This is a genomic window from Sinorhizobium americanum (assembly GCF_001651855.1).
Classification (GTDB): Bacteria; Pseudomonadota; Alphaproteobacteria; order Rhizobiales; family Rhizobiaceae; genus Sinorhizobium; species Sinorhizobium americanum.
The window spans coordinates 60,750-86,365 of the sequence record NZ_LNQC01000082.1 but is presented as its reverse complement, the minus strand read 5'-3'; the positions used below and the strand labels follow the sequence as shown (position 1 = coordinate 86,365).

The window sequence follows — 25,616 nt, the reverse complement described above, 5'->3', positions numbered from 1 at the left end:
GGCGGCATTCCCGTATCAGGGACGCTGCACGCCCTTGCGGTTGAGCGTGATCGCATAGACGCTGGTCGTCGCCGTGATGAACAGCTGATGCTTGGCGCGGCCGCCGAAGCAGATATTCGAGACGCGTTCCGGCACAAGAATCTTACCTATCAGATGGCCGTCCGGGGCGATGCAATGCACGCCGTCGCCGGCCGAGGACCAAAGGTTGCCGTCGCTGTCGACGCGAATGCCGTCGGCGGCGCCGGGCGCGATCTTGTGGAACACCTCGCCGCCGGAAAGCGCGCCGTCGGCGCCGACATCGAAGGCGCGGATGTGCTGCGGGTCGGAGGAGAACATGCGGCCGGTATCGGCGACGTAGAGACGGCCTTCGTCGGGGCTGAAGGCGAGGCCGTTCGGGCAGTTGAAATCCGTCAAAACCGCTTCGATCGCGCCGGACGGACGAACCCGGTAAACCTGGCAGGGCAACTCCTGCTCGCCCCGGAACCCCTCATAGTCCGTCATGATGCCGTAATGCGGATCGGTGAACCAGATCGACCCGTCTGCCGTCACCACTACGTCATTTGGCGAATTCAACCGCTTGCCCTGGTAGCCGTCGGCGATCACCGTAATCGAGCCGTCGAGCTCCGTCCGCGTCACGCGGCGCGCGCCATGCTCGCAGCTGACGAGCCGCCCCTCGCGGTCGCGCGTATGGCCATTGGCATAGTTCGAGGGGGCCCGGAAAGTCGAGATGCCGACACCCGGCAACCAGCGCAGGATGCGGTTGTTGGGAATGTCCGAAAACAGCAGGCAGCCGGCGTCGCCGAACCAGACCGGCCCTTCGACCCAGTCGAAGCCGGTCGCGATCTGCTTCAGGGGCGCATTGCCCATGACGAAAGACTTGAAGCTGGAGTCGACCGCCTCGAAGAACGACATTCCGATTTCCCTCCCGATTTATCGATTGAATGGCAGCGATCCAGTACCGCCCGAACGCCGACGCGAGACGAGCCCCGCGTCGGCGCATGTTTCTGACGGGCCGCAGATTGCCCCGCCATCGCGGCGACGGCAAGCTTGCGTCAGGAAAAGGCGATCTGCGCCTTCATCGCCTGGCTGCGGTCGCTCGCCAGTTCGAAGGCGGTGACCGCCTCGGCCAGCGGCACCGTGTGGGTGATCAACGGCTTGACGTCGGTCAGCCCCTTCTGCATCAGCCCGACGCCGGTCGCGAATTCCTCGTGGAAGCGGAAGGAGCCGCGCAGTTCGAGCTCCTTGGCGGTGATCGCCATCATCGGCAGGCTCATGTCTCCGCCAAGTCCGAGCTGGACGATGATGCCGCGCGGGCGAAGCGCGGCGATGCCGGCTGCGAGCGCTGGTGCTGCACCGGAGCACTCGTAGAGAACGTCGAAACTACCCTTGTCGGCGCCGTAGGGGCCGAGCGCATCCGGCTCGCTCTTCATGTTGATGACCCGATCCGCGCCGACCTTTTTCGCGAGCGCCAGGGTGAAATCGGACAGATCGGTGGCGACGATCTCGGCCGCACCGGCGCGGCGTGCCGCGAGGATAGAAAGCACGCCGATCGGCCCGCAGCCCGTGACGAGAACCCGCTTGCCGAGCATGTCGCCGACCCGGCGCGTCGCATGCAGCGCCACCGCCAGCGGTTCGGCAAGCGCCGCCTCGCCCGGCGTCAGGCCGTCGGCCGGCACGCATTGGATCGCATCGGCGACAAGCACCTCGCGGAAGGCGCCCTGGATGTGCGGGAAAGGCATGGCGCTGCCGTAGAAGCGCATGTTGAGGCACTGATTGTGCAGCCCTTCCTGACAATAGCGGCAGGTCCGGCAGGGCCGCGACGGCGACACGGCGACGAGCTGGCCTATCCTTAGCCCCTCCACGCCCGGCCCGAGCGCGTCCACATGGGCCGAGACCTCGTGGCCGAGGATCATCGGTTCGCGCAGGCGCACGGTGCCGAAGCCGCCATGGTTATAATAATGCAGGTCGCTGCCGCAGACCCCGCCGACGGCAAGGCGAAGCCGGACCTCGCCGGCAGCCGGTGCCTCGACGGCACGCTCCTCGATGCGCAAATCCTTTGCGCCGTGAACGACGATAGCTTTCATCGGAGGCTCCTCCAGCAATTCCAGGAAAAGTGTGTCACGGTTTTCCGTCCGGAATTGCGTCGTTTCAATATGTTAGATCCGTTCATTGGTTCAACGAAACGAGGAACGGAGCTAAAGAACAGGCGTCAGCAGCGGCTTGCCGGCAAAATGGGCGGCGAGATTGTCGCGCACCAGTTGGCCCATCGCCTTGCGCGTCTCGATCGTGCCCGAGGCGTGGTGCGGCTGCAGCAGCACATTGTCGAGCGCGAGAAACCGGGGGTTCAGCGCCGGTTCGCCTTCGAAGACGTCGAGCGCCGCCGAACCGAGGGTCTTGTTTTCCAGCGCCTCGAGCAGCGCCTCCTCGTCGATGTTGGAGGCGCGGGAAATGTTGACCAGCATGCCCTCCGCGCCGAGCGCGGCGATCACGTCGCGGCCAACGATATGGCGCGTTGCGGCGGAGGCGGCGAGCGTGACGAAGAGGAAATCTGAGCGGGCCGCAAGCGCCACCGGATCGGCGATATATTCCCAATCGGATGCGTAGGACTTCGGCCCGACGTCGGAATAGGCGATATCCAGGTCGAAGCCCTTGAGGCGCTTGGCCACTTCGTAGCCGATCCGGCCGAGGCCGAGCACGCCGGCGCGCCGGCCCCAGACGCGCCGCTTCAGCGGATAAAGGCCTTTGGCCGCCCAGCTACCGTCCTTCACCCAGCTTTCCGCGCCGATCATGCCGCGCGACAGGCACAGCATCATCGCCACGCCGAGATCGGCGACGTCATTGGTCAGGACGTCGGGCGTATTGGTGACACGCACGCCGCGCTCGCGGCAGGCGGCGAGGTCGACGGCATCGAAACCTACGCCATAGACGGACACCACTTCAAGCCCCGGGCAGGCCTCGATCATCGCGCGGGTTGCGCCCAATTCACCGCGGGTGGCGATCCCTTTTACGCTCGGGCCGACGTCGGCGAGGAAGCGCGCCTTGTCGGCGGCATCGAAATAGCGATGCACCGTAAAAGCTTCGTTCAACGGCACCTCGTCCCACTCGGGATAGGGGCCGACCTGGAGAATATGCGGCTTGCTCAATTCAGAAACTCCGTCCCTTGACATTGAATGTTATCGATAACATAAACAGATCAATTCCAGATGTCGAGATGAAATGCGGGAGGAAAGATGGCCCTCGAACTGTTCAATCTCAAAAGCCGGCGGGCGCTTGTCACCGGCTCTTCGCAGGGCATCGGCTTTGCGCTGGCGCGCGGCCTTGCCGATGCCGGGGCGGAAGTGGTGCTCAACGGGCGCGACAGGGACAAGCTCACCGAAGCGGCCGAGCGGATTGGCGGCGCCCGGCAACTCGCCTTCGACGCCACCGACCATGAGGCGGTGCGAAGTGCCGTCGACGGTTTCGAGGCGGAGGTGGGTCCGATCGACATCCTCGTCAACAATGCCGGCATGCAGCACCGCACGCCGCTCGAGGATTTTCCCGCCGACGCCTTCGAGAGGCTTCTGCGCACCAACATTTCGACGGTCTTCAATGTCGGCCAGGCGGTGGCGCGGCACATGATCAAGCGCGGCGCCGGCAAGATCATCAATATCGCCAGCGTCCAGACTGCCCTTGCCCGGCCGAGCATCGCGCCCTACACCGCCACCAAGGGTGCGGTCGGCAATCTCACCAAGGGGATGGCGACCGACTGGGCGAAATACGGGCTGCAGTGCAACGCCATCGCGCCCGGCTATTTCGACACCCCGCTCAACGCCGCTCTGGTCGCCGATCCGGATTTCTCGGCCTGGCTCGAGAAACGCACGCCCGCCGGCCGCTGGGGCAAGGTGGAGGAGCTGGTCGGCGCCTGCATCTTCCTCGCCTCGGACGCTTCCTCTTTTGTGAACGGACACGTGCTCTATGTTGACGGCGGCATCACCGCATCCCTGTGAGGTTCCCCGGCGCATGGTGCTGATGGGCGTTGCCGGTTGCGGCAAGTCCTCGGTCGGCGCCGCGCTCGCCAAGCGCATCGGCGCCGTCTATTTCGACGGCGACGATCTGCATCCGGCGGAAAACATCGCCAAGATGAGCAAGGGAATTCCGCTCGAGGACGAGGATCGCTGGCCATGGCTGAGCCGTGTCGGCGAGGCGCTTGCAGCCGGGACGGGTCCGACGATCATCGGCTGCTCGGCGCTGAAGCGCGCCTACCGCCAGCATATCGAACGCACGGCCGGCGAACCCGCCACCTTCATTCATCTCGCCGGAACGGTCGAGGTCATCGAGAGGCGGATGAAGGAGCGGCAGGGCCACTTCATGCCACCGGCGCTGCTTGCCAGCCAGTTCGCGGCGCTCGAGCCGCCGGGACCGGACGAAAATGCCATCAGCGTCGACATCGACCAGCCGCTCGATGCGGTCGTCGAGGCGATCGCTGCGCAACTGGGAGGACTGCGAGAATGACGAACAGGGTTGCGTTGATCGGTGCCGGAGCCATGGGCGGTGCCATCGGGACGAGGCTGGTCGAAACCGGCAATCAGCTGACCGTCTTCGACCTCGATCGGGCGAAGGTTCAGGAACTGGTCGACAAGGGGGCAAGCGCTGCGGCGAGCGCGGCGGAAGCGGCGGCGGCATCCGATACGGTCATCCTCAGCCTCAACTCGGCGAAGATCGTCCATATCGCCGTTTTCGGCGAGACCGGCGTCGCCAAGGGCGCCAGGCCCGGAACGCTCATCATCGACATGTCCTCGATCGATCCGGAAGCCACCAAGGCGCTGGCACGGGAAGCGGCGGAAAGCGGCCTGCGCTGGGTCGACAGCCCGCTTTCGGGCGGCGCCCCGAAGGCGCTCACCGGCCAGCTGACGCTAATGGCCGGCGGCAGGGAGGAGGACGTGGCGGATGCCTATCGGGTGCTTAAGCACGTCGCCTCGAACTACACCCATATGGGTCCGTCCGGCGCCGGGCAGACGACCAAGCTGATCAACCAGGTCCTCTGCGGCTTAAACTTCCTTGCCGTCGCCGAAGCGACGCAGCTGGCGCTCGACGCCGGCGTCGACGCGGCGAAGATCCCGCAGGCGCTGAAGGGCGGGCGGGCCGACAGCGCCATCCTGCAGGAATACATGCCGCGCTTCGTCGTCAGGGATTATCGCCGCACCGGCCGGATCGACAACATGGTGAAGGATCTGAACGGCGCCCAGGACCTCGCCCGTCGCACTAACACCGCGATGCCGCTGACCGCCACTTGCGCCGAAGTGCACCGGATGCTGACGGCCGCCGGCCTCGGCGGCGAGGATCAGGCGGCACTGATGGAATATTTCAGGGGACCCAACAAGGAGATTGCCGAATGATCACCCGCTATGCGCTGTTCGAAGGAAAGGTGAGGGAGGGCGAGACGGAGGCCTTCCGGGCCGCGGTTCTCGAAAACATCCTGCCCAAGTGGAAGGCCTTTCCCGGAGCGCTCGACGTGCGCGTCACCTTCGCCGACGCCCGCGACGAGGGGGCGCCGGAGATCCCGATGATTCTGGCGATCAACTACCCGGACCTCGACACGGTCGAGAAGGCGCTGGCGAGCCCGGCCCGCGCAGCGGCGAAGGCCGCAACGGAAGAGGTGCTGGCGCGCTTCTTCGAAGGACGCATCCACCACCACGTCACCCAGGCGAACGAATACCGCCTTTGAGCGATAGTTTTGGGCGGCACCTGCCACGTGCCGCTCCGTGCTGGCCTTCCCAGTTGCAGCCTTGATCTCCGGACGCACCAATCAGGGCCAGAAGATGACGACGGCCGCTGCGTATTATGCTTGATAGGAAGGTGTGTGCGCAGCGGTCCAGACGTCATTTCACAGTGACGACGACCTTCCCCTTCGCACGACCCGTTTCGACATAGTCCAGTGCCTCGTTGGTTCTCTCGAACGGGAAGACCCGATCCAGCACGGGACGTATGACACCCGCCTCGATCAGGGAGGTGATCTTTCCGAGCTGCCGGCCGTTCGCTGTCATGAAGAGAAACGAATAGCTGATCCTCCGGCGCTTCGATTGTCTCCTGATGCCAAAGCTCAGCAGACGCATGACCAGTTGAAGCAGCCAGCCAGAGCCGTTCTGCCTCGCGAAATCCGGATCGGGTGGACCGGAAATCGAAATCAGCTTCCCGCCCGGCTTCAGCACGCGCAGGGATTTCTCCAGCGTCTCCTTCTCGAGGCTGTTCAGCACGACGTCATAGCCCTGCAGCACTCTCTCGAAGTCGTCGTTCTTGTAATCGATCACGACGTCTGCGCCGAGACTTTTTACAAGGGCGATATTTGCTGTGCTCGCGGTGGTGGCGACATGTGCTCCGAGATGTTTGGCAAGCTGGATCGCGATCGTCCCCACGCCACCCGAGCCGGCAAGGATCAGGACCTTGTGTCCCTTCTGCACGTTGGCCCGCTCGACCAGCGCCTGCCATGCTGTCAGCGCGACAAGCGGAATGGATGCGGCCTCTTCCATGGTCAAATTGCTCGGCTTCATTGCTAAATCGGCCTCGTCGATTGCGATATACTCTGCGAATGTCCCGATGCGATCCTGGGCCGGACGTGCATAGACCGCGTCACCGGCCTTGAATTGCCGGACCTTGGCTCCGACCCGGACCACGATGCCCGCTACATCGTTGCCCAACGCGAGTGGAAGGCGGTAGGGCAGGATGAGCTTGAACTCTCCGTCCCTGATCTTGTTGTCCAAGGGGTTCACGCCGGCGGCATGAATCTCGACCATGACGTCGTTGTCACGCAACTCCGGCTCGGGACCTTCACCGAGCCGCAGTTCGCCCCGTTTGGTGTAGCGATCGATGAGGAATGATTTCATCAGTCTAACTTTCGTTTTCTTTAGGTGGCCGGCAGCGCCAGCAGTTGAAAGCTCAATCGGGAAGTCTGTTGAATTTCCGAAGGCTTTTGTCGACGAAGGACTCGGGCATGAATCGGCGGAGGGACCGGACCTGTCCTGCGGCTTTTCCGGCGGTGTAGCGTCGTCTGGGCGATGCCGCATTGGCGGCCCTTACGACGGTCTCGGCGACTACCTCGGGTGCATCGCCCTTCGCAACGATCTCGCGCATCAGCCTCTCCGCGCCGGTGCGAACCGTATCGTAGACGTCAAGCGGTCGGTCCGGACGCGTGATGTTCTCTTCGAAGGACGTGCGGGTCACGCCGGGCTCGACAAGCACGATGCGGATGCCCTGCGTTCGCACTTCGTGGTCGAGAGACTCCGAATAGCCTTCGATGGCGTGCTTGGTCGACGCGTAGAGCGCATTATAGGGGGCCGGGATCAGCCCGAGTATGGAGCTGAGATTGACGATCCGACCACGACGCTGCCGTCTCATCGCCGGCAGGACTGCATTTGTCATTCGTATGACGCCGAACACATTCACGTCGAATATGGCTTTCGCCTGTTCCGTGGTGGATTCCTCGGCGCCGCCGAGCAGCCCAATCCCGGCATTGTTGATTAGAAGATCGATCCGCCCGGCGCGGCTTAGAACCTCCTCGACGACGCTCTCTACCGAGGCATCATCGGTCACGTCACAGATCAGCATCGTGATCCCATCCGAGATATCGAGCATCGGCTTTCGGCTCGTGCCGAAGACACGGTAACCGTCGCGGCGCAACGCTTGTGCCGTCGCCAGCCCGATGCCGGAGGAAGCACCCGTAACCAGGGCAATGCCGCGTTCTGTCTTGTTCATCGGTTTCCGCTTTCATTTTGTCATGGAGGATCGGTGCGCAATCAGTTACTATCAAATTGATAACAAGTCACTATCAAAAAGATACCGACAATGAAGAATCTTTCAAACCAACCTTGTCCGATCGCTCGCAGCCTGGCGCTTGTGGGAGACGCATGGAGCATGTTGATCATGCGCGACGCCCATGCGGGGCTGACCCGCTTCGACGATTTCCGCAAGAGCCTTGGTATCGCGCCGACGATACTGACGGGGCGGCTTTCAGCACTTACCGAGGAGGGGCTGTTGGAGAAACGTCGCTATTCCGACCGTCCGCCACGGGACGAATATGTGCTGACGGAAGCCGGCCGCGATTTCCTGCCGGTTTTGTTTGCGATTGGCGCGTGGGGACGCAAGCATCGCGGCGGTGGCGAGGTGACCCGCTTCTTTGACGCAGAGTCCGGTACGGAGATCGATCCCGTCACCATTGACCGCGCGACCGGCGCGCCGGTCGGAACACGTCCCATCCGTATCGCCCCACCCCAGTGAGCCGCCCAAGGGAGAATTGCCTGCCCATGCACGAGAGGCTTGCATTCCGTCGACAATCCGGCTGTACTTGGATTGGTAACGATAACATGGATGCCGATGCACAATTCCCGCAAGCCCCCGACGATGGCCGATGTGGCGCGGCGTACCGGCGTTTCGCCGATGACCGTTTCGCGCGCCTTCAAGCGTGACAGTTCGGTCAGCCAGGAGACCCGAGAGGCGGTGCTGCGCGCCGCCGAAGAGCTCGGCTATGTCTTCGACAGCACCGCTTCCAATCTCCGCTCGCAGCGCACCGATTTCATCGCCGTGACGATCCCGTCGATCAACAATGCCAACTTCGCCGATACGGTGCGGGCGCTTTCGGATCGGGTTTCGGAAAGAGGCCTGCAGATCCTGCTCGGTTACACCAACTACGACGTGCGGGAGGAAGAGCGGCTGATCGAGCAGCTGCTGCGGCGCAAGCCCGAAGCGATCGTGGTGACCGGCGGCAAGCACACGCCGCGGGCCCGCAAGCTCCTCTCCAATGCCGGCATCCCGGTGATCGAGACCTGGGACCTGCCGGAGGAACCGATCGGCCATGTCGTCGGCTTCTCGAACGCGCTTGCCGTCCGCGAGATGGTGGATCATTTCGTCAGCGTCGGCTACCGCAAGATCGCCTTTATTGGCGGCGACGCCGATCGCGACACGCGCGGCACCGATCGGCGCGCAGGCTTCATCGCCGCTATGAAGGATCACGGGCTCGAGGCGCCGCGCCTGATCGCCGCCGGCCCGCCGCCTATCTCCATGCGCGAGGGCGCCAACGCCATGGGGCAATTGTTCGAACGCTTTCCCGACACCGAGGCGGTGATCTGTGTCTCCGACCTTTCCGCCTTCGGGGCGCTCACCGAATGCCAGCGTCGCGGTATTACCGTGCCCGACAGGATCGCGATTGGCGGCTTCGGCGACTACGAGATCGGCGCCATCTGCGTGCCGAGTCTGACGACAATCAACGCCTTTGCCAGCGACATCGGCGCGAAGACGGCGGAGCTCATCCTCGACGTGCTCGACGGCAAGCTCGACCGGCCCGGCCGGGTGACGATCCGCCCCGACCTGATCCTGCGCCAAACCAGCCGGTGAGGGCAGGCACGACAACTCTACAGCTTCCCTTGTGCTTCTGAAAAGACGTACGGCGTTGAGGCAGGAACGATTGGGCCGTGAACCCATAAATCTGCCACGCGAGAGCGCCTCTTCAGAGTCCGCTGCGTAGAAATGACGCGATGGACCATTAACGGCGAGACCAGTATTCTTCGTGGACTTTCGCCGCCTCGACCTCAAGCATGGGCCCCACGACTTCCGTTGCGCGCTGACCGGCGGCGAATACGATATGGCAGGGGAGATCGAGCGTCGGGTTTTCCACGTGATCGCCCGTCAGTTGCTTCATCTCTCTTTCGGACAGGCCAAACACGACGCGCCCTATGCCTGCCCAATAGATCGCGCCGGAGCACATGGCGCACGGCTCCGCAGATGTGTACATCGTGCACCCGGCAAGAAACTCCAAATCATAGGCCTTGCCGGCGCGCGTGGCGAGAAGCCGCTCCGCGTGGGCCGTGCGGTCACCACCTTCCGAACTGTAGCCGTTGCACTGTTCCAATAAAACATTGCCATCAAGGTCGGCGAGAATTGAACCGAATGGGTGATCTCCCCCCTCACGCGAACGCCGCGCCACATCGAAGGCCTTCCGCAGCAATGACTCGTCGTAAGAGCGTGTGGTGCTTGTCATTTTATGAACTCCTGGGAACCATCGCAGTTCATCCGCCGTCACGGCTTCCCTGTAACGGCGCGGGTATTTGTGTTCTCCGCCGAGTAGAAAGTTGCCAGCAAGGGTGATTATCTGCCATTCCCCGATAGACAGGTATCAAAGACACAAACCGCCGCAAAACCCGATCCGCAAAACTCGCGGCCAACTATCTGGCCTTCATCAAACTGGCATCAATCAGAATTTCGCTACGCGCTTATGAGTCCTCGCCCTAAAGGCATAAGCGCTGAAGCACGCCATACTCCACGATCTCGATGCCCCGGGCACCGTGCAATCTGATAATGCCCTTGTTCTTCAATTTCGTAAGGGAACGCGAAACGGTCTCGATCGTCAACCCGAGGTAATCGGCGACGTCCATACGCGGCATGAACAATTCAAATCGATGCGAATGAGCCGAATGTTGCGACATCTCGAGCAGGAAGGCGGCGACCCTTTCGACGGCACTTTGGCGGCCGATGACCAGTTGATGCTCCTGGGACGACAGGAAATTCTCCAGCACCGCGGGCAACAGACCCTGCCAAGCATGCGGATTTTCCTGGAGATTGATGCTCTTCACGCCGGTGACGCCGATCGCTTCGGCGGTGGAACGGTGCTGGCTTTCATTCTGCAGGCCAAACCAACTCCCCCCGAAATGGAATGCAAGAATCTGCCGTCGGCCGTTCGCAAGCACGCGGTACACGCGGACGGCGCCGAACTCCACCCGGTAGGCCTGGCCGGCCCGTTCGCCGGAAGAGTAGATGCTCTCTCCGTCGACGAAACTGCTGATCGGCCTGGCGTCAACCATTCCCAGTCTGGCCGGCTCCATGGCGACGGCGCTTATGCGTCTGCCGGAAGAGACTGATATCAGTGTATTCATGACGTCACTCCCAAGACCACGCCCCCTTTTGTAGTCACTACCCCCGTCAGATGAGACCACGCGCCGGTCCGAGCGCTTGCTCGATCTCTGCCGCCAGGCTCTCTACCAGGCTCTTGAACTCCGCGCGGCGCTCCTCGCGGACATGGGAAGGAAGCCGATCGGCGTGAGCAAGCGCGCTTTCGGCAGCTGCGAAGTCCTCGCACATTCCTCTGAAGCTCTCGTCACGAATCGACAGTTCCCTGATCTGCAGCGAGCGCGCCGGAAATCGGCGCAATGCCGCTGCCAGGCCGTGTGCGTCATCACCTGCCGCCGATCGCGTGCTCATTTCGCTCCACCCCTCCGAGTCCGAAATGAAATACAACTTTAATTTATCTCCCCAATATATTGCGCTTTGCCCGGGTGAGGACGTAGAATACAGGAGCTTACAGAGCCGCTGGGCACAATCCTACGTTGTGACCTTTTGGGGGGCGGACATGGTAATCGCTGGCCACGGGAGCGTCCGGGTCGAACCGAAAACTGCTCTACCCACTGACGCGGAAATTCTTGCACAGCTCGATCGAATTCGGTTCAGCGCCGAGTTCGATGCACCGGATCGCGCGCGAAAATTCCTCGCCTATGTCGTAGAGGAGGCGGTTGCAGGCCGAGCCGACCGTATAAAGGCCTATTCGATAGCAACCGAAGTCTTCGGCCGGGATGCCTCCTTCGACGCGCAGACGGATCCGGCCGTGCGGATCGAAGCTGGCCGTATTCGACGCGCGCTCGAACGTTATTATCTCGTCGCAGGCCGCGACGATTCGATCGTCATCAAGATACCGAAGGGCGCCTATGTGCCGACATTCGAAAGGCACGCCAAGGCTGAGACCGAAGCTTCCCCTCGCCCTTCCGCGTTTGCAGGACCGATCGCTTCCATAGAACCCTCCTGGCAGCCCTGGATTTGGGTCGGGATAGCGGCGATCGCCTTTGCCCTCGGCGGCCTTGCGGCGAATGCCTTGCTCCAGCCCGGCGCCACTACGGGAAGCGGCTCGAATACGGCCCGTGTCAGGCCGAACATCCCGACACTGGTTGTTTTGCCATTTGAGGATCTCTCCGCAACGCCGCAATCGGCAATGATCACGCGGGGGCTCGCCGACGAGGTCGTCGACAAGATCGCCAGGTTCAAGGAGATCGTCGTCGTCACGCGTGAAACACCGGACCACCCACGACAAGAGAACGACGGCCCGGCTTACGCGCTGGAGGGACGGGTCCGGCTCGATGGCGAAAGGCTGCGGCTGGGGATCAGGCTCATGAAGCGTTCCGACGCCTCGGTAGTATGGGCCAACAACTACGACGAAAGCCTGGAGACGCACAAAATCATCGACCTGCAGGAGAAGGCGGCTGCCGCAGTGGCGACCGCTGTGGCACAACCCTATGGCGTCGTCTTCCAAGCCAACGCCACGCAGTTCACCCAGTTCGTTCCGGACGACTGGAAAGCCTATGCCTGCACGCTCGCCTATTACGGTTATCGCAGCGATTTGAACCCGCAAACGCATGCCTCGGTTCAAAAATGCTTGGAGCAGGCGACCCGAGAATTCCCCAACTACGCGACGGCTTGGGCACTTTTGTCGATGACCTACATCGACGAGCTTCGGTTCCGGTATCGTCTCGATCGGTCGTCACCGGTCTCGCTGGAGCGGGCGATCGAGGCAGCGGTGCGCGCCGTGGAACTGGACCCGCAGGACGTGCGCGCTCTGCAGGCTCAGATGCTCACCCTCTACTTCCGCGGCGAATTCGATGCTGCCTTGGCCGTCGGCGCTCGCGCCTTTGCCATCAATCCCAACGACACCGAACTGGCCGGCGAATATGGTTTTCGGCTCGCCCTGTCGGGCCAATGGCCGGTCGGCTGCGCAAACTTGTCGCAAACCGTCACGAGAAATCCCGGCCCGGTCGGATACTTCGAGGCAGCCTTGGCCGTCTGCTCCTATATCAAGGGCGATTACGCGGGCGCGGAGCGCTGGGCACGCTTGGCCGATCTTCGTGCCAATCCGATTTATCGCGTCATCTTGCTTGCCATTCTTGGGAAGCTCGGCAAGACGGACCAGGCACATGAGGAACGGACATGGCTGGAGACCAACGTGCCGGGCTTCCTCGAGAACATCCGCCAGGAGGTCGCCTTGCGAATTCGCCGGCCGGAGGACCAGCAGCACTTCATCGAAGGCTTGCGCGAGGCCGGCGTGTCGGTTCCCAGCAATTGACGGGAAACACGCTGGCCGTAATCCGCGGCCTCTGGTGCCCAGCCGGGCAAAAATGCTCACGCCGGGCGCGACAGCCGTGAAGCCTCGTGCAGAGGCTTTCCTGTCGCCGAAACCGGATACATCCAGACCATCACCAGATCGTGGAATACACTGAGAATGATCGGTCCCAGAAAGAGGCCGATCAGCCCGTAGGACAGCGTGCCGCCGAGCACCCCGAGCAGAATGACAAGCGTTGGAGTCGACAGGCCGCGCGCCACCAGGATCGGCTTCATGACGTTGTCGATGATGAAGAGCGGCATCAGCAAAAGCGTGAGCAATGCCGCCTGGCCGAAATCCATCTCCAGCCATGCCCAGGTCAGCACCGGCAGCAAAACCAGCGCCGGCCCGATCTGAACGATACAGAGGATGAGGACGACAAAGGCGATTGCGCCGGGTGCCGGAACATCAAACAGACTCAACACCAAGGCGCAGAGAAACGCCTGCAGCAGCGCGACACCGATGACGCCGCGGGCGACGTTGCGGATCGTCGCTGCCGCCAGGCGCACGAAGCCGATGCCCCGGTCGCCCCCCATCCTGCTGGCGAAGCCTTCCGCCGTCTCGGCGAGGCGCTCTCCGGAGCGGAACAGAAATCCGGCAACAAGCACCGAAACCACGAAGCCGAGCAAGTCGACGCCCAGGCTGGCGATCTTGCCGAGAACCTTGCTTCCCGCCTGCAGCAGCGACGGCTCGAACTGTCTCAAAACGGTCTCGAGATTGCCGGCCGTCATGCTCCAGGCAGCATGGATGCGTTCGCCGACGAGCGGCCAGGTGCGGACACTCTCGGGCGGCACCGGCAGCTGTAACGAACCATCATCCAGCATTGCGAGCAGCGCCTGGACTCCTTCCGCAAAGCTGATGGCGAGGGCCGCGAGCGGGCCGACGATGATGATCAGACAGACCGTCGTGATCAGGCCCGCCGCCAGCCGAGGCCGCCCACCGAGCATGGACGAAACGGCGGAGTAGGCCGGATAAAGGGCTACGGACAGGATCGCCGCCCAGACGAGAATAATCGCGAACGGGGCGATCAATGTCAGGGACCAGTAGGCGAAAAGGCCGATGATGCCGATCCTGGCGATCTCCGTGATCTTCGTCTCGACGGATGATCGTCCGACCATGTCGTCTCTGACCGGACTCGTTCGGGATGGATCGTCATCCATTTCGCTTCTCACGGCTCCATCCAGAAATTCGATGCAAAACTGAAACGTCCGCGCCGATCGCAATTTCGCGTCGTGCGGTTCGGCGAAGGTTGAACTGAAGGCCCTCGCCGGGAGATGCTACGCCGACTACGGCCCTATGGCAGTAACATACCGTAGCATACGCCATTCGATGTTTCCGATCCGGGCCTCTCCTCTTACAGATAGAATGAGGAGAGCCGGCTCGGCATCGAGGCTGATGGGGTGGCCGGGCCACGGGGGAATATTGACTGCGATCAATGCCCGGCGAGCACATCTCGCGTATCATTATGCTTGAATAATCAAGGCGATCCGCGCCGAGCTCTCTATTTGTTTTCGACCTTACCGCTTTCGCGCAGCAACCGAGTTCATGGCCTCTCTTCAGGAGGAGCGTACAGATGGAAGAAACGTTGCATCCGGCCGCGGCGGGTCATTTGCCGCCTTTCATCACCGCGCCGGGGCAGACCGACGTGCTTTTCAACGTGATGGCCGTCTTCGTCCTGTTGATGATTTTCCTTGTCGGCATTCTGTATCTGCGGCTGCACGCGCTGCCCGAGCACATGGCGCATGGCGCCAGCAAAGTGCAGTTGCAGATCGTCGGCGCCTTGGGCCTGATCGCGCTCTTCACCCATAATCATCTCTTCTGGATCGCGGCCCTGCTGCTCGCCATGATCGAGTTCCCGGATTTCGCGTCCCCGGTCAGGTCGATGGCCCGTTCGCTGGCGAGGATTGCCGGGACCGACGGGGAGCTGGAAGAGGCGGAAACAGGCCAACCCTATTCCGAGGCGACGCCCATTGAACCCCGGCCGAACAACCCGCCACCGGAGGCGCCGCAATGGGTGCCGCTCGAAATCAACCCGGCCACGGCCGACGAAAAGGCGGAGCGGAGGGGCTGAATCATGCTCGAATTCCTGATCTGCTCGATGCTCACCATCTTTCCGGACTTCCTGTTTCGCCGCTATGTCCAGGGCAAGCGCATCGGCCGTGAAATCAATCTTTACTCAATGTGGTTCGAGCTGCGTTACGGCATTACCGCCTGCGTGATCCTGACCGTCTCGCTGATCACGATGATCTTCTACTTCCATCCTTCCACCACTAACGTCACTGCGGTGTTCCGCACCGTCACGATCCTGCCCGAATCCAACGGCCGCGTGGCGGAGGTCTTTGTCGGCACGAACGAAAAGGTGGCGGCCGGCGCGCCGCTCTTCCGCCTCGACAACAACGAGCAACAGGCGGCGCTTGAGACCGCACGCCGCCGCGTCGCCGAAATCGACGCCGAGACAACCGTGGCGCAGAGCGAACTTGCCTCGGCCGACGGCCTGATCGCTCAAGCCGAGGGCGCCTATCTCCAGGCTCTTAACGAACTCGAGACGCAGGTCGAACTGAACGCGCGTAACCCCAATATCGTCGCCAGGCGGGAAATCGAGCGGCTGCAGGTCGCCGCCGATGGCCGCAAGGGCGCGCTTGCCGCCGCCGTCTCGAACAAGCAGACGCTGGAGACGAAAATCGCCTCGCTTCTGCCGGCGCAGAAGGCGAGTGCGGAAGCGGCGCTCGCCCAGGCTCAGGTGGAATTGGACAAGACGACCGTGCGCGCCGGCGTGGCCGGCACCGTGCAGCAATTTACGCTCAGGCCTGGCGACATCGTCAATCCGATGATCCGCTCGGCTGGCATCCTCGTGCCGGAGGACCGGCGCATTGGACTGATTGCCGGCTTCGGTCAAATCGAGGCGCAGGTGATGAAAGCCGGGATGATCGCCGAGGCGACGTGCGTCGGCAAGCCGTTCACCATCATTCCGATGGTGGTCACCGAGGTCCAGGATGTCATCGCCGCCGGACAGTACCGGCCGACGGACCAGCTCCTCGACGTACAACAGCTCGGGCGTCCCGGCACTCTGACGACCTATCTGGAGCCGCTCTACCGGGGCCAGCTTGCTGGGATCCCGCCTGGCAGCAGTTGCATCGCCAACGCCTACACCAGCAATCACGACGAGCTGCATGCTCCGGGCATCAGCACGACGCGCTGGCTGTATCTGCATGTCGTCGACGCGGTGGGGCTCGTGCATGCGGCGATCCTCCGGCTGCAGGCGCTGCTCTTGCCCGTCCAGACGCTGGTGCTGACGGGACATTGATGCGGAGGTGACGGGGATGCAACTCACCCTCCCTCGCCTGCCCCTCATGGCCAATCTCGCTGGCTACCAGGCGAGCTGGCTGCGCAGCGACCTCTCGGCCGGTCTGGCGATCGCCGCCGTCGGCCTTCCGAGCGCCATCGCCTATCCGGCCATCGCCGGCCTTCCGCCGGAGACGGGCCTCTACGCGAGCATCACTCCGCTTGTCGCCTATGCCCTCTTTGGCCCGTCGCAGCGCCTTATCGTCGGACCAGACGCCGCAACCATGACGGTGCTCGCCGCAGTGCTCACGACGGTCTACGCCGCCCCCGGCGTCACGGCGGATCGGGTGACGGTCGCCGCGTTGCTTGCGCTTGCCGTGGGCGCCTTGTGCCTGATCGCACGCGCCGTGCGGCTCGGCGTGCTTGCGACCTTTCTGTCGCGCCCGATCCTCGTTGGCTTTTTTGCCGGCATCTCGCTTTCGATCCTGATCGGCCAGATCGACCGGGTCACCGGCGTCGACATCGAAGCCGACGGCCTCATCGCTCCCATCCTCGAACTGCTCGGCAAGGCCGGATCGATCCATTGGCCATCGCTGCTGCTCGCCGCAGCGTCCTTCGCGCTGCTGCAGGCGGCACGCCTCATGCAATCGCGCATTCCCGGACCGGTGCTGGTCGTGGCGCTCGCCGTATTGGCATCGGCCCTGTTCGATTTCCAGGGGCATGGCATCAAGGTGGTCGGAGATATCCCGCGCGAGCTGCCGTCGCTGACGCTGCCGCCGGTTTCCGGCCTTCCGTTCCAGGCGCTCCTGCTCGGCGCCGCGGCCATCTTTCTGGTGAGCTTCGGCTCCGGCATCATCGCCGCCCGCAGCTTCGGGGCCAAGGGCGGATACCTGGTCGATCCCAATCGCGAGCTCGAAGGCTTCGGTGCGGCGAATATCGCCGCCGGCCTTTTCGGGTCCTTTCCCGTCACCGCTTCGGACTCGCGCACCGCAGTGAACTTCAGCGTCGGTGGCCGATCGCAGATCGCGAGCATCGTTGCGGCGGCGGCATTGGTGGCGGTTCTCCTGTATTTCGGCGACGTCCTGCGCATCCTGCCGATCCCGACGCTTGGTGCAGTGCTGGTGGCAACCGCACTCAGCCTGATCGATATTTCCGCCTTGAAGGAGATCTGGCGCATCAGCCGCATCGAATTCGTCTTCGCGCTGATCGCCATGTCCGGGCCGATCAGCTTCGGCGTTTTGGAAGGCGTGGTGACGGCAATCGCTGCGACGCTGGTCTACGTCCTGCAGAAGACCATGTTCCCGCGCGACGCCCTGCTCGGCCGGCTTGCCGGTCATGACGGCTTCTACAAGCTCCACCGCAACCCGGCGGCACGGCCGGTGCCGGGTCTTGCAGTCTTCATGGTTCAGGGCAGCCTGCTGTTCTTCAATACCGATTACGTCCAGGCGCGCCTGCGCACCGTGATCGATGCGCTGCCTCCGGACACAAGGTGGTTCGTCATGGACGCGAGCGCCATCGCCCAGATCGACAGTTCCGCAGCCGCCATGCTGGAGGAGATTTATGACGATCTCGGCAGGCGCGGCATCACGCTCGCGCTCGCCGAACTGCATTTCGAAGCACGCGAGATTCTCGAACGAGCCGGCGTGATCGCAAAGATCGGTCCCGGGATGATCTTCGAGGACCTCGACGACGCGCTTGACGCCTTCGAGAAAAGCCGTGCGGAAACAGCCGCGCAGTAGAGCCGTCCTCCGCTGCGCCCGCAGGGCTGATTGTTGAACTTAAGAGGCTGTGGTCAGGCCGGGAGGAGCAGCATGGTCAAGAATGGCAAGAATGACAAGAAAGGTAAGAAGAAGACCAAGGACAGGAGTGTCGCCGAGGGGCTTGCTGTCGAGACGAGACCGAGCGGCGACTATGCGAAGGAGCTCGCGAGATTGCAGGAGGAGATCGCCCATCTGCAGGCCTGGGTGAAGAAGACCGGAGCCCGCATCGTCGTCGTCTTCGAGGGGCGCGACGCGGCGGGTAAAGGCGGGGTGATCAAACGGATCACCGAACGTGTCAGCCCGCGGGTCTTTCGCATCGCCGCACTTCCGGCGCCGACGGACCGGGAGAAGACGCAGATCTACATGCAGCGCTATATTCAGCATCTGCCGGCGGCCGGCGAAGTCGTGATCTTTGACCGCTCCTGGTACAACAGGCCCGGCGTCGAGCGCGTCATGGGGTTCTGTTCGGAGGAAAAGGCGCGCCGCTTCCTCGAGCTCGCCCCACGCTTCGAAGCCGCCATGATCGAAAGCGGCATCGTACTGCTCAAATACTTTCTCGACGTCAGCGAGGAGGAGCAGGAACGCCGGTTCCGGCAGCGCATCGATGACCCGCTGCGCCAGTGGAAATTGAGCCCCATGGACGTCGAATCCTATCGCCGCTGGTGGGACTATACGCGCGCCTATGACGAGATGATCCGCATGACCGATACGGACTTCGCGCCTTGGTGGATCGTGCCGTCCAACGACAAGAAGCGCGCGCGCATCAACTGCATCTCGCATTTCCTGTCGTCTATTCCCTACGAGCGGGTGAAATTTGCCGAGCCCGAGCTCGGCAAGCGCCAGAAGCGGCCCGACGACTACGTCGTAGACAACCATATCCGCCGCACGGTGCCGAACGTGTTCTGAGGGGAGACGCACCCGCGCCCGTCAGATCGGCAGCGGGAAACGGCGGGTGTCCTTGACACCCGCCGTTTGCCAAATGGATCATTGAGGCTGAAGGGCTCAGACCTTCTCCGGAGCCCAGTTCAGAAAGAGCCCGACATCACCCGGCATGCCGCCCGGAAAGCTGATGATCATCGCCTTCAACTTGTAGCCTTGCGGCTTGCCGAAGGTCTGATAGCGCTCGAAGAATTCCTTCGCCTTGCCTTGCAGCGTCGAGGGCCAGTCGCGGTCGCCGCTGTTGATGGCGCGTCCGCTATCGGTGCAAAGCTCGGACGGAAAGCTGTAGACCATCGCCTCGAACTTGCCTGCCTTCACGGCATTGGCGACGAGACGGCGCACCATGGCGATTTCTTCTTCCGTCACGTGCTTCTTCAAGAAATCGGCAGCAAAGTCGGCGTGTTTCTGTTCCTCGATCGATTTGAGCTTCCTCTCCCTGTCCATTTCCTCCATTTCTCGCTCAAGCACCTGTTTGCGCAGGTCTTCCGCGGTTGGAGTTCTTCTATCGGCATTCGCGTCTTTCTGTTCCGGCATCGCATTGCTCCACTTCAATTTGAGAGGAAGTCGCATGCGTTGTTGCATTCACACGTTTCACCTTCGTCGGGCTCGGATTACGGCGGAACGCTTGCGTGTCACGCGCCCGATCCACGTCGGCAACTTTAGAAATGGACGAATGGCATGTCATTGATTTGAGACAAAACAGGCGCCGCCCGACGCCGGTTTGCCCTGGAATCGCGGCAGCCCCCGGCGCTTGCCACCCCATGGTCCAACGATCATCAAAAGCCGTCCTCGTCCGGGTAGACCGGGCGCGACGAGCCATTCGCCGCCCTCGTCCCGTCCCTCGCGACGGAGTGCTTTCCGGCCCTCAAGGAGATTCCCCGGCAGCGTGTGGTGAATTTTGCCCCATGTTGATTGCGATCAACGACTTGCGCTTCGGTTGTGTCATAAAAAGAGGAATTTCGGGCAGCGAGCCAGTCCGACACCATGGCCGTCGCGCCGCGTTCTACACTTCGTCCGCAAGAACTCTTCCGGGGAAGGACAATGGACAAAAAGCGGATTCTCATGCTTTGCCGCGCCACCGCAATTGCTCTGGCGCTCCTAACACCTGGCAGCCTCGCACTGGCCCAGCAGAAGGAAAGTCCTCCACCGCCTGCGCCGGTCGAGGCAGCGCCCGAGCCGCTGACCGACGATGAGCTCGAAGTGCTGGTCGCCCGGATCGCCCTCTATCCGGACGAGCTGGTGGCGCTGGTCTCTGCCGCCTCGCTCTATCCGCTGCAGATCGTCGAAGCCGAGCGGTTCCTCGAGGCCCGCAAGAAGAAGACCGAGCTGAAACCGAAGGAAGGCTGGGACGGCAGCGTCATCTCGCTCCTGAACTATCCCGAGATCGTCAAGATGATGAGCGAGGATCTCGAATGGACGCAGAGCTTCGGGGAGGCGATCGCCAACCAGCAGAAAGACGTGCTGATCGCCATCCAGCAGCTGCGCGACGAGGCCGTCGCCAAGGACATCATCGAGACCGACGACAAGATCAAGGTGGTCGAGGAGGGTGACAACATCATCATCCAGTCGGCCAGCCCGGAAGTCATCTACGTGCCGCAGTATCCGCCGGAGATGCTCTACGAGCCGGACTACGCCCCGGTCCCGATCGACTATTACGACGACCCCTATCCGGCCTACTGGTACCCGGGCGCCGCCTTCTTCGCCGGCGCAGTGACCGGCGCGATCTTCGGCGCCATCGTCGATTGGGACGACTGGGGTGTCTGGGGCGGCGACTGGGACGGCGACATCGACGTCGACTGCAACAAGTGCTTCAACAACATAGACTTCGACGGCAAGCTCAACTTCAACGACATCGACTGGAAGAATGTCGACCGCAGCAAGCTCAGCTTCGACCGCGACCAGCTCAACAAGTTCGACCGTACGAACATCAAGAACAATATCAAGGCCAGAGGCGACAACAACCTGCGCAACCGTGCCGCCGAGATCAACCGCGACCGCCCGCAGGCGCGCCCGGGCGGAGGCGGCGGCCAGCTTAAGGACGTGCGCAAGAGCACGCTCGAGGGGCTGAAGGCGCAGCCGCGTCGGGAGGCTTCCGCACGCCCCTCCACGCGGGCCGGCGGCGGAGAGGCGGTGGCAAAGGCGAGAGCCGACGGCGGCAAGCCGAGCGTCAACCGGCCGAAGGGCAAGAAGGCCTCGGTCAATCGGCCGGCAGGCAAGAAGAAGATGGCCTCGAAGGCGCAGAACCGGCCGAGGAAGCCCTCCGGCCTCGGCAACGTCAATTCCGGGCGGCGGGAGATGGCCTCGTCGCGACGCGGCGGGCACAGCATGGGCGGCGGCCATCGCGGTGGCGGGCGGCCGCAGATGAGCCGCGGTGGCGGCGGTAGGCCAATGGCCCGCGGCGGTGGTGGCCGTGGCGGCGGACGCGGCGGAAGACGTTGACCGGGCGATCGGAGAATGACCATGAGCAAGCTCTTTCATTCGCTTCTACTCGGACCGGCGATCACGCTCGCCGTCGCATCGATCGATTTGAGTTTCGCGCAGGTGAAGCCGCCGGAAAACGTCGAAGACTATGCCGCGGCGGAGGATCCGCCGGTCTTCGATGATCCGGCCAAGGCGGTGGAGGCGCTGAAATCGGCGCTTGCCGCCAATGACTTCGACGGCGTCGCCAAGCTGCTGGGCCTCGACGCGGCAAAGCTCAGGACAGGCGAAGAGGTGATGGATACCTTCGCGCAGATTCGCGAGGGTGCGGCTCGCAATATGCGGGTGCGCGATCTCGAGGGCCGCAAGGTGATCGAGATCGGCGACCGGCTCTGGCCGCTGCCGTTTCCGATCAGCAAAGGCGAGGACGGCAAATGGGCCTTCGACACCTATGTCGGTCTGGAGGAGATCGTCAACCGCCGCGTCGGCGAGAACGAACTCGAGACGATCGAGACGGTGCGCGCCTATGTCGAGGCCCAGAAGGATTATGCTTCCCGGGACCGCGATGCGGACGGCGTGCTCGAATATGCCCAGAAGCTGATCAGCACCGAGGGTCAGACCGACGGCCTCTACTGGCCCGCGGAGCAAGGCGAGGAGACAAGCCCGGTCGGCGACGCGATCAGCGAGGCGGCGCTGGAGAAGGCCAAGGCCGGCGAGGGCTATTTCGGCTATCGCTACCGCATCCTGACATCACAAGGCGACAACATCGCTGGCGGCCGGTACGACTATGTGATCAACGACAACATGATCGCCGGCTTCGCGCTGATCGTCTGGCCGGTCCGCTATGCGGAGACGGGCGTCAAGACCTTCCTCGTCAACCAGCAGGGCATCGTCTACGAGCGCGATCTCGGGGCCAGCACCGAAGCGATCGTGCCGTTCATCGACCGCTTCAACCCGGACGACACGTGGAGCGTCGTGGCGGACTAGCACAGGTCGCGCGAGAAGTGTCCGTACGCGCTTGCGAAGGGTCAGCCGTCACTTGACGTCGGATTTGACGAACTGACGCAGTTCCGGCGTTTGCGGATCGGCGAAGAGAGTGGCGGACGGTCCCCGTTCCCAGATCTTGCCCTTGTGCATGAAGATCGTCTGGGTGGCGACCCGGCGGGCAAAGCCCATTTCGTGGGTCACCAGGATCATCGTCATGCCGTCGCGGGCGAGCTGTTCCATCACCATCAGCACCTCTTCGGTGAGTTCCGGGTCAAGCGCCGAGGTTACCTCGTCGAAGAGCATCACCTTCGGCCGCATGGCGAGCGAGCGGGCGATGGCGACGCGTTGCTGCTGGCCGCCGGAAAGCTGGTCCGGATAGGAATCGAACTTTTCCGAGAGCCCGACGAGTTGCAGCACCTCGCGGGCGACCTCCCGGGCCTTCGGCTTCGCCACGTCCTTGACGATCCGCGGCGCCAGCATGATGTTTTCGCCGACCGTCAGGTGCGGGAAGAGATTGTAGCTCTGGAAGACGATGCCGACGTCGGTGCGCAGCTTGCGCAGCGCCTTTGCATCGCCCCCGAGCGCGTGGCCGGCAATCTCGATCCTGCCCGAATTGATCTTTTCGAGCCCGTTCATGCAGCGCAGCAGCGTGCTCTTTCCCGAGCCGGACCGGCCGATCAGCGCAAAGACCTCGCCGCGCCCGACCGAAAGCGACACGCCCTTGAGGACTTCGAGAGCGCCAAAGCTCTTGTGGACGTTTTCAACGACTACTTCCGGCATGAAGCCTCCTTTCCAGCAAGCGCGAGAGCTGGGACAATGGGTAACAGACGACGAAATAGAGGGCGGCCACCGCGAGGAAGACGCGGAACGGCTGGAAGGTCGCATTGTTGATGAGCTGGCCGGCCCGGGCCAGTTCGACAAAGCCGATGATCGAGGTTATCGAGGTGTTCTTCACCACCTGGACGGCAAAACCGACGGTCGGCGGCAGGGAGATGCGGATTGCCTGCGGCAGGATCACGTAGCGATACTGCTGCAGCCGGGTCATGGCGAGGGATTCCGACGCCTCCCATTGCTGCTTCGGCACCGCCTGGATGCAGCCCCGCCAGATTTCCGCCAGATAGCCGGAGGCGTAGATCGTCATCGACGCGCCGGCGGCAACGAGCGGCGGCAGTTCGAAGCCGGCGAGGCTGAGGCCATAATAGGAGAGGAACAGTATCATCAGCACCGGAATGCCCTGGATCACCTGGATATAGGTGGCGGCGGCAATCCGGACCGGCTTCAGCTGGGCGGTGCGGGCGAGCGCCACGGCGAAGCCGAGAAGGCCGCCGCCGATCAACGCGATCACCGTCAGCAGGATCGTCCATTGCAACGAAAAAATCAGAAAGCCGAACTGATCGAAGCCGAAGGTCTTGAGCGTCATGCCTGAACCTCCGGAAGTGCCGTCATCGTGCGCCGCGCGACACGCCGCCCGAAAAGCCACATGCCGACGACGGCGAGGACTGCCCGCAGCGCCAGCGCCAGGACGAGATAGATCAGCGTCACGGCGATATAGATCTCGAACGACCGGTAGGTCTGCGATTCGATGAAGGCAGCCGAGGCGGCAAGCTCCTGGGTCGAGATCGCCGAGCAGATGCTGGAGGCCAGCATCATCAGCACGAACTGGCTGCACAGCGCCGGATAGACCTTGGCGATCGCCGGCACGATGATGACATGGCGGTAGATCTGGAAGCGGGTGAAGCCGAGCGCCTCGCCGGCCTCGATCTGCGACTTGTGCACCGCTTCGATGCCGGCGCGGATGATCTCGGTCGAATAGGCGGCGAGATTGATGGTCATGCCGATCAGAGCGGCCGTGTCGGCGCCGACGCGCAGGCCGAGGCCCGGCAGACCGAAATAGACGATGAACAGCTGGACCAGGAAGGGCGTGTTGCGGATGATCTCGACATAGGCATCGACGAGAAAGCGGACCGTACCGCCCCAGATGGAGCGGATCGAGGAAAGCACGATGCCGGCGGCGCAGCCGAGGACGATCGACAGCACCGAAATCTTGATCGTCAGGCAGATGCCGCTCAGGATCTGGTCCTGGTACTGGGCCAGCACGCCGAACTGAAACGTGTAGGACATGAAGACTCTCCGTCGAGGTTGCACCCTCGCCGACAGGCTTTGCCGGCGAGGTGTCGCGGAAGGCAGATCAGAAGGTCGGCAGCGCCGGCATCGGCCGGCCGGTCCACTTCGTGGCGATTTTGTCGAGGTCGCCGGAGATCTTCATCAGGTAGATGGCGGTGTTGAGCCACTGGCGGATTTCGAAGTCCTCCATCCGGGTGGCCATCGAATTGCCCTGCTGGAAGAAGGTGAAGCCGACCTGCAGGCCGGCATCCGGGCGCTGCTTGATGATCGCCTCGCCGACCGTCGAGGGCAGCGCGACCGCATCGACTTGGCCGGCGATCAGCGCCTGGGCGCTGGTCGAATCGTCCTCGTAGACGACGATTTCCAGGCCGGGAACCGCCGCCTTGCGCAGCGCCGTCTCCTGTGACGAGCCGCGATTGACGGCGACGCGCTTGCCTTCGAGATCGGCCAGCTTGGCGAATTTCTGGTCTGGACCGGAGATGATGTCCATGTTGAAGGCGCTGTAGGGCTGGGTGAACATCACCGTCTTGGCGCGCTCCCCGGTCGGCGCCAGGGTGGCGACGAGGAAATCGACCTTGCCGGTCTGCAGCGCCGGAATGCGGGCCGGCGGCGTCAGCGGCACGAGCTCGACCGGCAGCGACAGATATCCGGCGATCAGATTCGCCACGTCGACGTCATAGCCGGTCGGATTGCCTTGCTCGTCGACCATGCCCATCGGCGGCGCGCCGGTCAGCACGCCGATGCGGACGGTACCGCGCGAGATGATATCGTTGAGCGATGCGGCCTGCGCCTCGACGGCCAAAGCGAAGCCCGCCGCCGCCATGCCAACGGCGGCTACCATAGTGCGCATGAATTTCCAAATCGTCATAGTCTCTCCTCCACTTGGTAGATCGTGATTTTCTGACTTCAGCCCGCTCCTCGCGGGCCTAGGACGGCTCCGC

27 protein-coding genes and 1 pseudogene are annotated in these 25,616 nt (G+C 63.0%); 14 read left to right on the top strand and 14 right to left on the bottom strand.

Going from position 1 to position 25,616, the window contains the following annotated elements; genetic code table 11:
- Positions 1-15: 15 nt before the first annotated feature.
- The 3 genes from ATC00_RS30500 to ATC00_RS30490 all read right to left on the bottom strand — a co-directional run bounded on the left by ATC00_RS30500 (position 16) and on the right by ATC00_RS30490 (position 3,143).
- On the bottom strand, positions 16-912 hold the full coding sequence (locus ATC00_RS30500) for an SMP-30/gluconolactonase/LRE family protein (protein ID WP_037388239.1): 897 nt from the start codon (positions 910-912) through the stop codon (positions 16-18).
- A 140-nt stretch (positions 913-1,052) separates the two neighbouring features.
- Positions 1,053-2,084, bottom strand: a complete 1,032-nt coding sequence (locus tag ATC00_RS30495; RefSeq protein WP_064255507.1) for an L-idonate 5-dehydrogenase — start codon at positions 2,082-2,084, stop codon at positions 1,053-1,055.
- A 111-nt stretch (positions 2,085-2,195) separates the two neighbouring features.
- Positions 2,196-3,143 (bottom strand): 2-hydroxyacid dehydrogenase, encoded by a 948-nt coding sequence (locus ATC00_RS30490; protein WP_064255506.1) that lies wholly within the window; start codon positions 3,141-3,143, stop codon positions 2,196-2,198.
- 87 nt (positions 3,144-3,230) lie between these two features.
- Here ATC00_RS30490 and ATC00_RS30485 point away from each other — a divergent pair, with 87 nt between their 5' ends.
- Genes ATC00_RS30485 through ATC00_RS30470 form a run of 4 tightly spaced genes read left to right on the top strand, consistent with a single transcriptional unit; the run spans position 3,231 to position 5,704 of the window.
- Positions 3,231-3,986, top strand: a complete 756-nt coding sequence (locus tag ATC00_RS30485; RefSeq protein WP_064255505.1) for an SDR family oxidoreductase — start codon at positions 3,231-3,233, stop codon at positions 3,984-3,986.
- Complete coding sequence (locus ATC00_RS30480) at positions 3,955-4,491, top strand: gluconokinase (RefSeq protein ID WP_082912638.1); 537 nt, start codon at positions 3,955-3,957, stop codon at positions 4,489-4,491. Before ATC00_RS30485 ends, ATC00_RS30480 begins: the two co-directional genes overlap by 32 nt.
- The gene (locus ATC00_RS30475; RefSeq protein WP_064255503.1) at positions 4,488-5,375 is read left to right on the top strand and encodes an NAD(P)-dependent oxidoreductase; all 888 of its coding nucleotides are present in this window, start codon (positions 4,488-4,490) and stop codon (positions 5,373-5,375) included. Before ATC00_RS30480 ends, ATC00_RS30475 begins: the two co-directional genes overlap by 4 nt.
- Positions 5,372-5,704 (top strand): hypothetical protein, encoded by a 333-nt coding sequence (locus ATC00_RS30470; RefSeq protein ID WP_037388253.1) that lies wholly within the window; start codon positions 5,372-5,374, stop codon positions 5,702-5,704. The genes ATC00_RS30475 and ATC00_RS30470 overlap by 4 nt, the downstream gene beginning before the upstream one ends.
- Positions 5,705-5,858: 154 nt before the next feature.
- On the opposite strand, the gene ATC00_RS30465 is transcribed toward ATC00_RS30470, so the two are convergent.
- Both ATC00_RS30465 and ATC00_RS30460 read right to left on the bottom strand, forming a co-directional pair.
- A complete protein-coding gene (locus ATC00_RS30465) occupies positions 5,859-6,860 on the bottom strand; it encodes an NADP-dependent oxidoreductase (protein ID WP_064255502.1) in 1,002 nt (333 codons plus the stop codon).
- A gap of 52 nt (positions 6,861-6,912) precedes the next feature.
- Positions 6,913-7,728, bottom strand: coding sequence for an oxidoreductase (locus ATC00_RS30460; RefSeq protein ID WP_064255501.1), 816 nt, complete (start codon positions 7,726-7,728; stop codon positions 6,913-6,915).
- A gap of 90 nt (positions 7,729-7,818) precedes the next feature.
- Here ATC00_RS30460 and ATC00_RS30455 point away from each other — a divergent pair, with 90 nt between their 5' ends.
- Together ATC00_RS30455 and ATC00_RS30450 are read left to right on the top strand one after the other, a co-directional pair.
- The gene (locus ATC00_RS30455; protein ID WP_064255500.1) at positions 7,819-8,250 is read left to right on the top strand and encodes a winged helix-turn-helix transcriptional regulator; all 432 of its coding nucleotides are present in this window, start codon (positions 7,819-7,821) and stop codon (positions 8,248-8,250) included.
- Between the two features lie 96 nt (positions 8,251-8,346).
- Positions 8,347-9,363: a LacI family DNA-binding transcriptional regulator gene (locus tag ATC00_RS30450; protein WP_064255524.1), complete on the top strand. Its 1,017-nt coding sequence runs from the start codon at positions 8,347-8,349 to the stop codon at positions 9,361-9,363.
- A 148-nt stretch (positions 9,364-9,511) separates the two neighbouring features.
- Here the strand turns inward: ATC00_RS30450 and ATC00_RS30445 are convergent, their stop codons facing one another.
- On the bottom strand, positions 9,512-10,006 hold the full coding sequence (locus ATC00_RS30445; protein ID WP_064255499.1) for a nucleoside deaminase: 495 nt from the start codon (positions 10,004-10,006) through the stop codon (positions 9,512-9,514).
- 134 nt (positions 10,007-10,140) lie between these two features.
- Between ATC00_RS30445 and ATC00_RS33810 the strand changes: the two are divergent.
- Positions 10,141-10,257: pseudogene (locus ATC00_RS33810) on the top strand (IS5/IS1182 family transposase); the annotation flags it as partial.
- Here ATC00_RS33810 and ATC00_RS30440 read toward each other — a convergent pair.
- On the bottom strand, positions 10,254-10,898 hold the full coding sequence (locus ATC00_RS30440; RefSeq protein WP_064255498.1) for a helix-turn-helix domain-containing protein: 645 nt from the start codon (positions 10,896-10,898) through the stop codon (positions 10,254-10,256). The pseudogene ATC00_RS33810 and the gene ATC00_RS30440 overlap by 4 nt on opposite strands.
- 46 nt (positions 10,899-10,944) lie before the next feature.
- Positions 10,945-11,223, bottom strand: coding sequence for a hypothetical protein (locus tag ATC00_RS30435; protein ID WP_064255523.1), 279 nt, complete (start codon positions 11,221-11,223; stop codon positions 10,945-10,947).
- Positions 11,224-11,371: 148 nt separating this feature from the next.
- Here ATC00_RS30435 and ATC00_RS30430 point away from each other — a divergent pair, with 148 nt between their 5' ends.
- Positions 11,372-13,129: a hypothetical protein gene (locus ATC00_RS30430; protein WP_064255497.1), complete on the top strand. Its 1,758-nt coding sequence runs from the start codon at positions 11,372-11,374 to the stop codon at positions 13,127-13,129.
- 56 nt (positions 13,130-13,185) lie between these two features.
- Here ATC00_RS30430 and ATC00_RS30425 read toward each other — a convergent pair whose 3' ends face one another.
- Positions 13,186-14,325: an AI-2E family transporter gene (locus ATC00_RS30425; RefSeq protein ID WP_064255496.1), complete on the bottom strand. Its 1,140-nt coding sequence runs from the start codon at positions 14,323-14,325 to the stop codon at positions 13,186-13,188.
- A gap of 413 nt (positions 14,326-14,738) precedes the next feature.
- On the opposite strand from ATC00_RS30425, the gene ATC00_RS30420 reads away from it, so the two are divergent.
- The 4 genes from ATC00_RS30420 (at position 14,739) to ppk2 (ending at position 19,113) form a co-directional block, all read left to right on the top strand.
- Entirely contained in the window at positions 14,739-15,236 is a 498-nt protein-coding gene (locus ATC00_RS30420; RefSeq protein ID WP_064255495.1) for a hypothetical protein, read from the top strand.
- A gap of 3 nt (positions 15,237-15,239) precedes the next feature.
- Complete coding sequence (locus ATC00_RS30415) at positions 15,240-16,469, top strand: HlyD family secretion protein (RefSeq protein WP_037388270.1); 1,230 nt, start codon at positions 15,240-15,242, stop codon at positions 16,467-16,469.
- A 16-nt stretch (positions 16,470-16,485) separates the two neighbouring features.
- A complete protein-coding gene (locus tag ATC00_RS30410; protein WP_064255494.1) occupies positions 16,486-18,186 on the top strand; it encodes a SulP family inorganic anion transporter in 1,701 nt (566 codons plus the stop codon).
- A 72-nt stretch (positions 18,187-18,258) separates the two neighbouring features.
- Positions 18,259-19,113 (top strand): polyphosphate kinase 2, encoded by an 855-nt coding sequence (ppk2, locus tag ATC00_RS30405; RefSeq protein ID WP_064255493.1) that lies wholly within the window; start codon positions 18,259-18,261, stop codon positions 19,111-19,113.
- Between the two features lie 96 nt (positions 19,114-19,209).
- Here the strand turns inward: ppk2 and ATC00_RS30400 are convergent, their stop codons facing one another.
- Positions 19,210-19,680: a hypothetical protein gene (locus ATC00_RS30400; RefSeq protein WP_064255522.1), complete on the bottom strand. Its 471-nt coding sequence runs from the start codon at positions 19,678-19,680 to the stop codon at positions 19,210-19,212.
- 528 nt (positions 19,681-20,208) lie between these two features.
- Between ATC00_RS30400 and ATC00_RS30395 the strand changes: the two genes are divergently transcribed.
- Both ATC00_RS30395 and ATC00_RS30390 read left to right on the top strand, forming a co-directional pair.
- A complete protein-coding gene (locus tag ATC00_RS30395) occupies positions 20,209-21,585 on the top strand; it encodes a DUF3300 domain-containing protein (RefSeq protein ID WP_412458447.1) in 1,377 nt (458 codons plus the stop codon).
- 21 nt (positions 21,586-21,606) lie between these two features.
- Entirely contained in the window at positions 21,607-22,551 is a 945-nt protein-coding gene (locus ATC00_RS30390) for a DUF2950 domain-containing protein (RefSeq protein WP_064255491.1), read from the top strand.
- Between the two features lie 48 nt (positions 22,552-22,599).
- On the opposite strand, the gene ATC00_RS30385 is transcribed toward ATC00_RS30390, so the two are convergent.
- The 4 genes from ATC00_RS30385 to ATC00_RS30370 all read right to left on the bottom strand — a co-directional run bounded on the left by ATC00_RS30385 (position 22,600) and on the right by ATC00_RS30370 (position 25,543).
- The gene (locus ATC00_RS30385; RefSeq protein ID WP_064255490.1) at positions 22,600-23,331 is read right to left on the bottom strand and encodes an amino acid ABC transporter ATP-binding protein; all 732 of its coding nucleotides are present in this window, start codon (positions 23,329-23,331) and stop codon (positions 22,600-22,602) included.
- Positions 23,312-23,971, bottom strand: a complete 660-nt coding sequence (locus ATC00_RS30380) for an amino acid ABC transporter permease (RefSeq protein ID WP_037388283.1) — start codon at positions 23,969-23,971, stop codon at positions 23,312-23,314. Before ATC00_RS30380 ends, ATC00_RS30385 begins: the two co-directional genes overlap by 20 nt.
- Positions 23,968-24,672 carry an amino acid ABC transporter permease gene (locus tag ATC00_RS30375; RefSeq protein WP_064255489.1) on the bottom strand — a complete coding sequence of 235 codons (705 nt, stop codon included), beginning with the start codon at positions 24,670-24,672 and terminating at the stop codon, positions 23,968-23,970. The genes ATC00_RS30380 and ATC00_RS30375 overlap by 4 nt, the downstream gene beginning before the upstream one ends.
- 67 nt (positions 24,673-24,739) lie before the next feature.
- Complete coding sequence (locus tag ATC00_RS30370) at positions 24,740-25,543, bottom strand: transporter substrate-binding domain-containing protein (RefSeq protein ID WP_064255488.1); 804 nt, start codon at positions 25,541-25,543, stop codon at positions 24,740-24,742.
- Between the last annotated feature and the right edge of the window lie 73 nt (positions 25,544-25,616).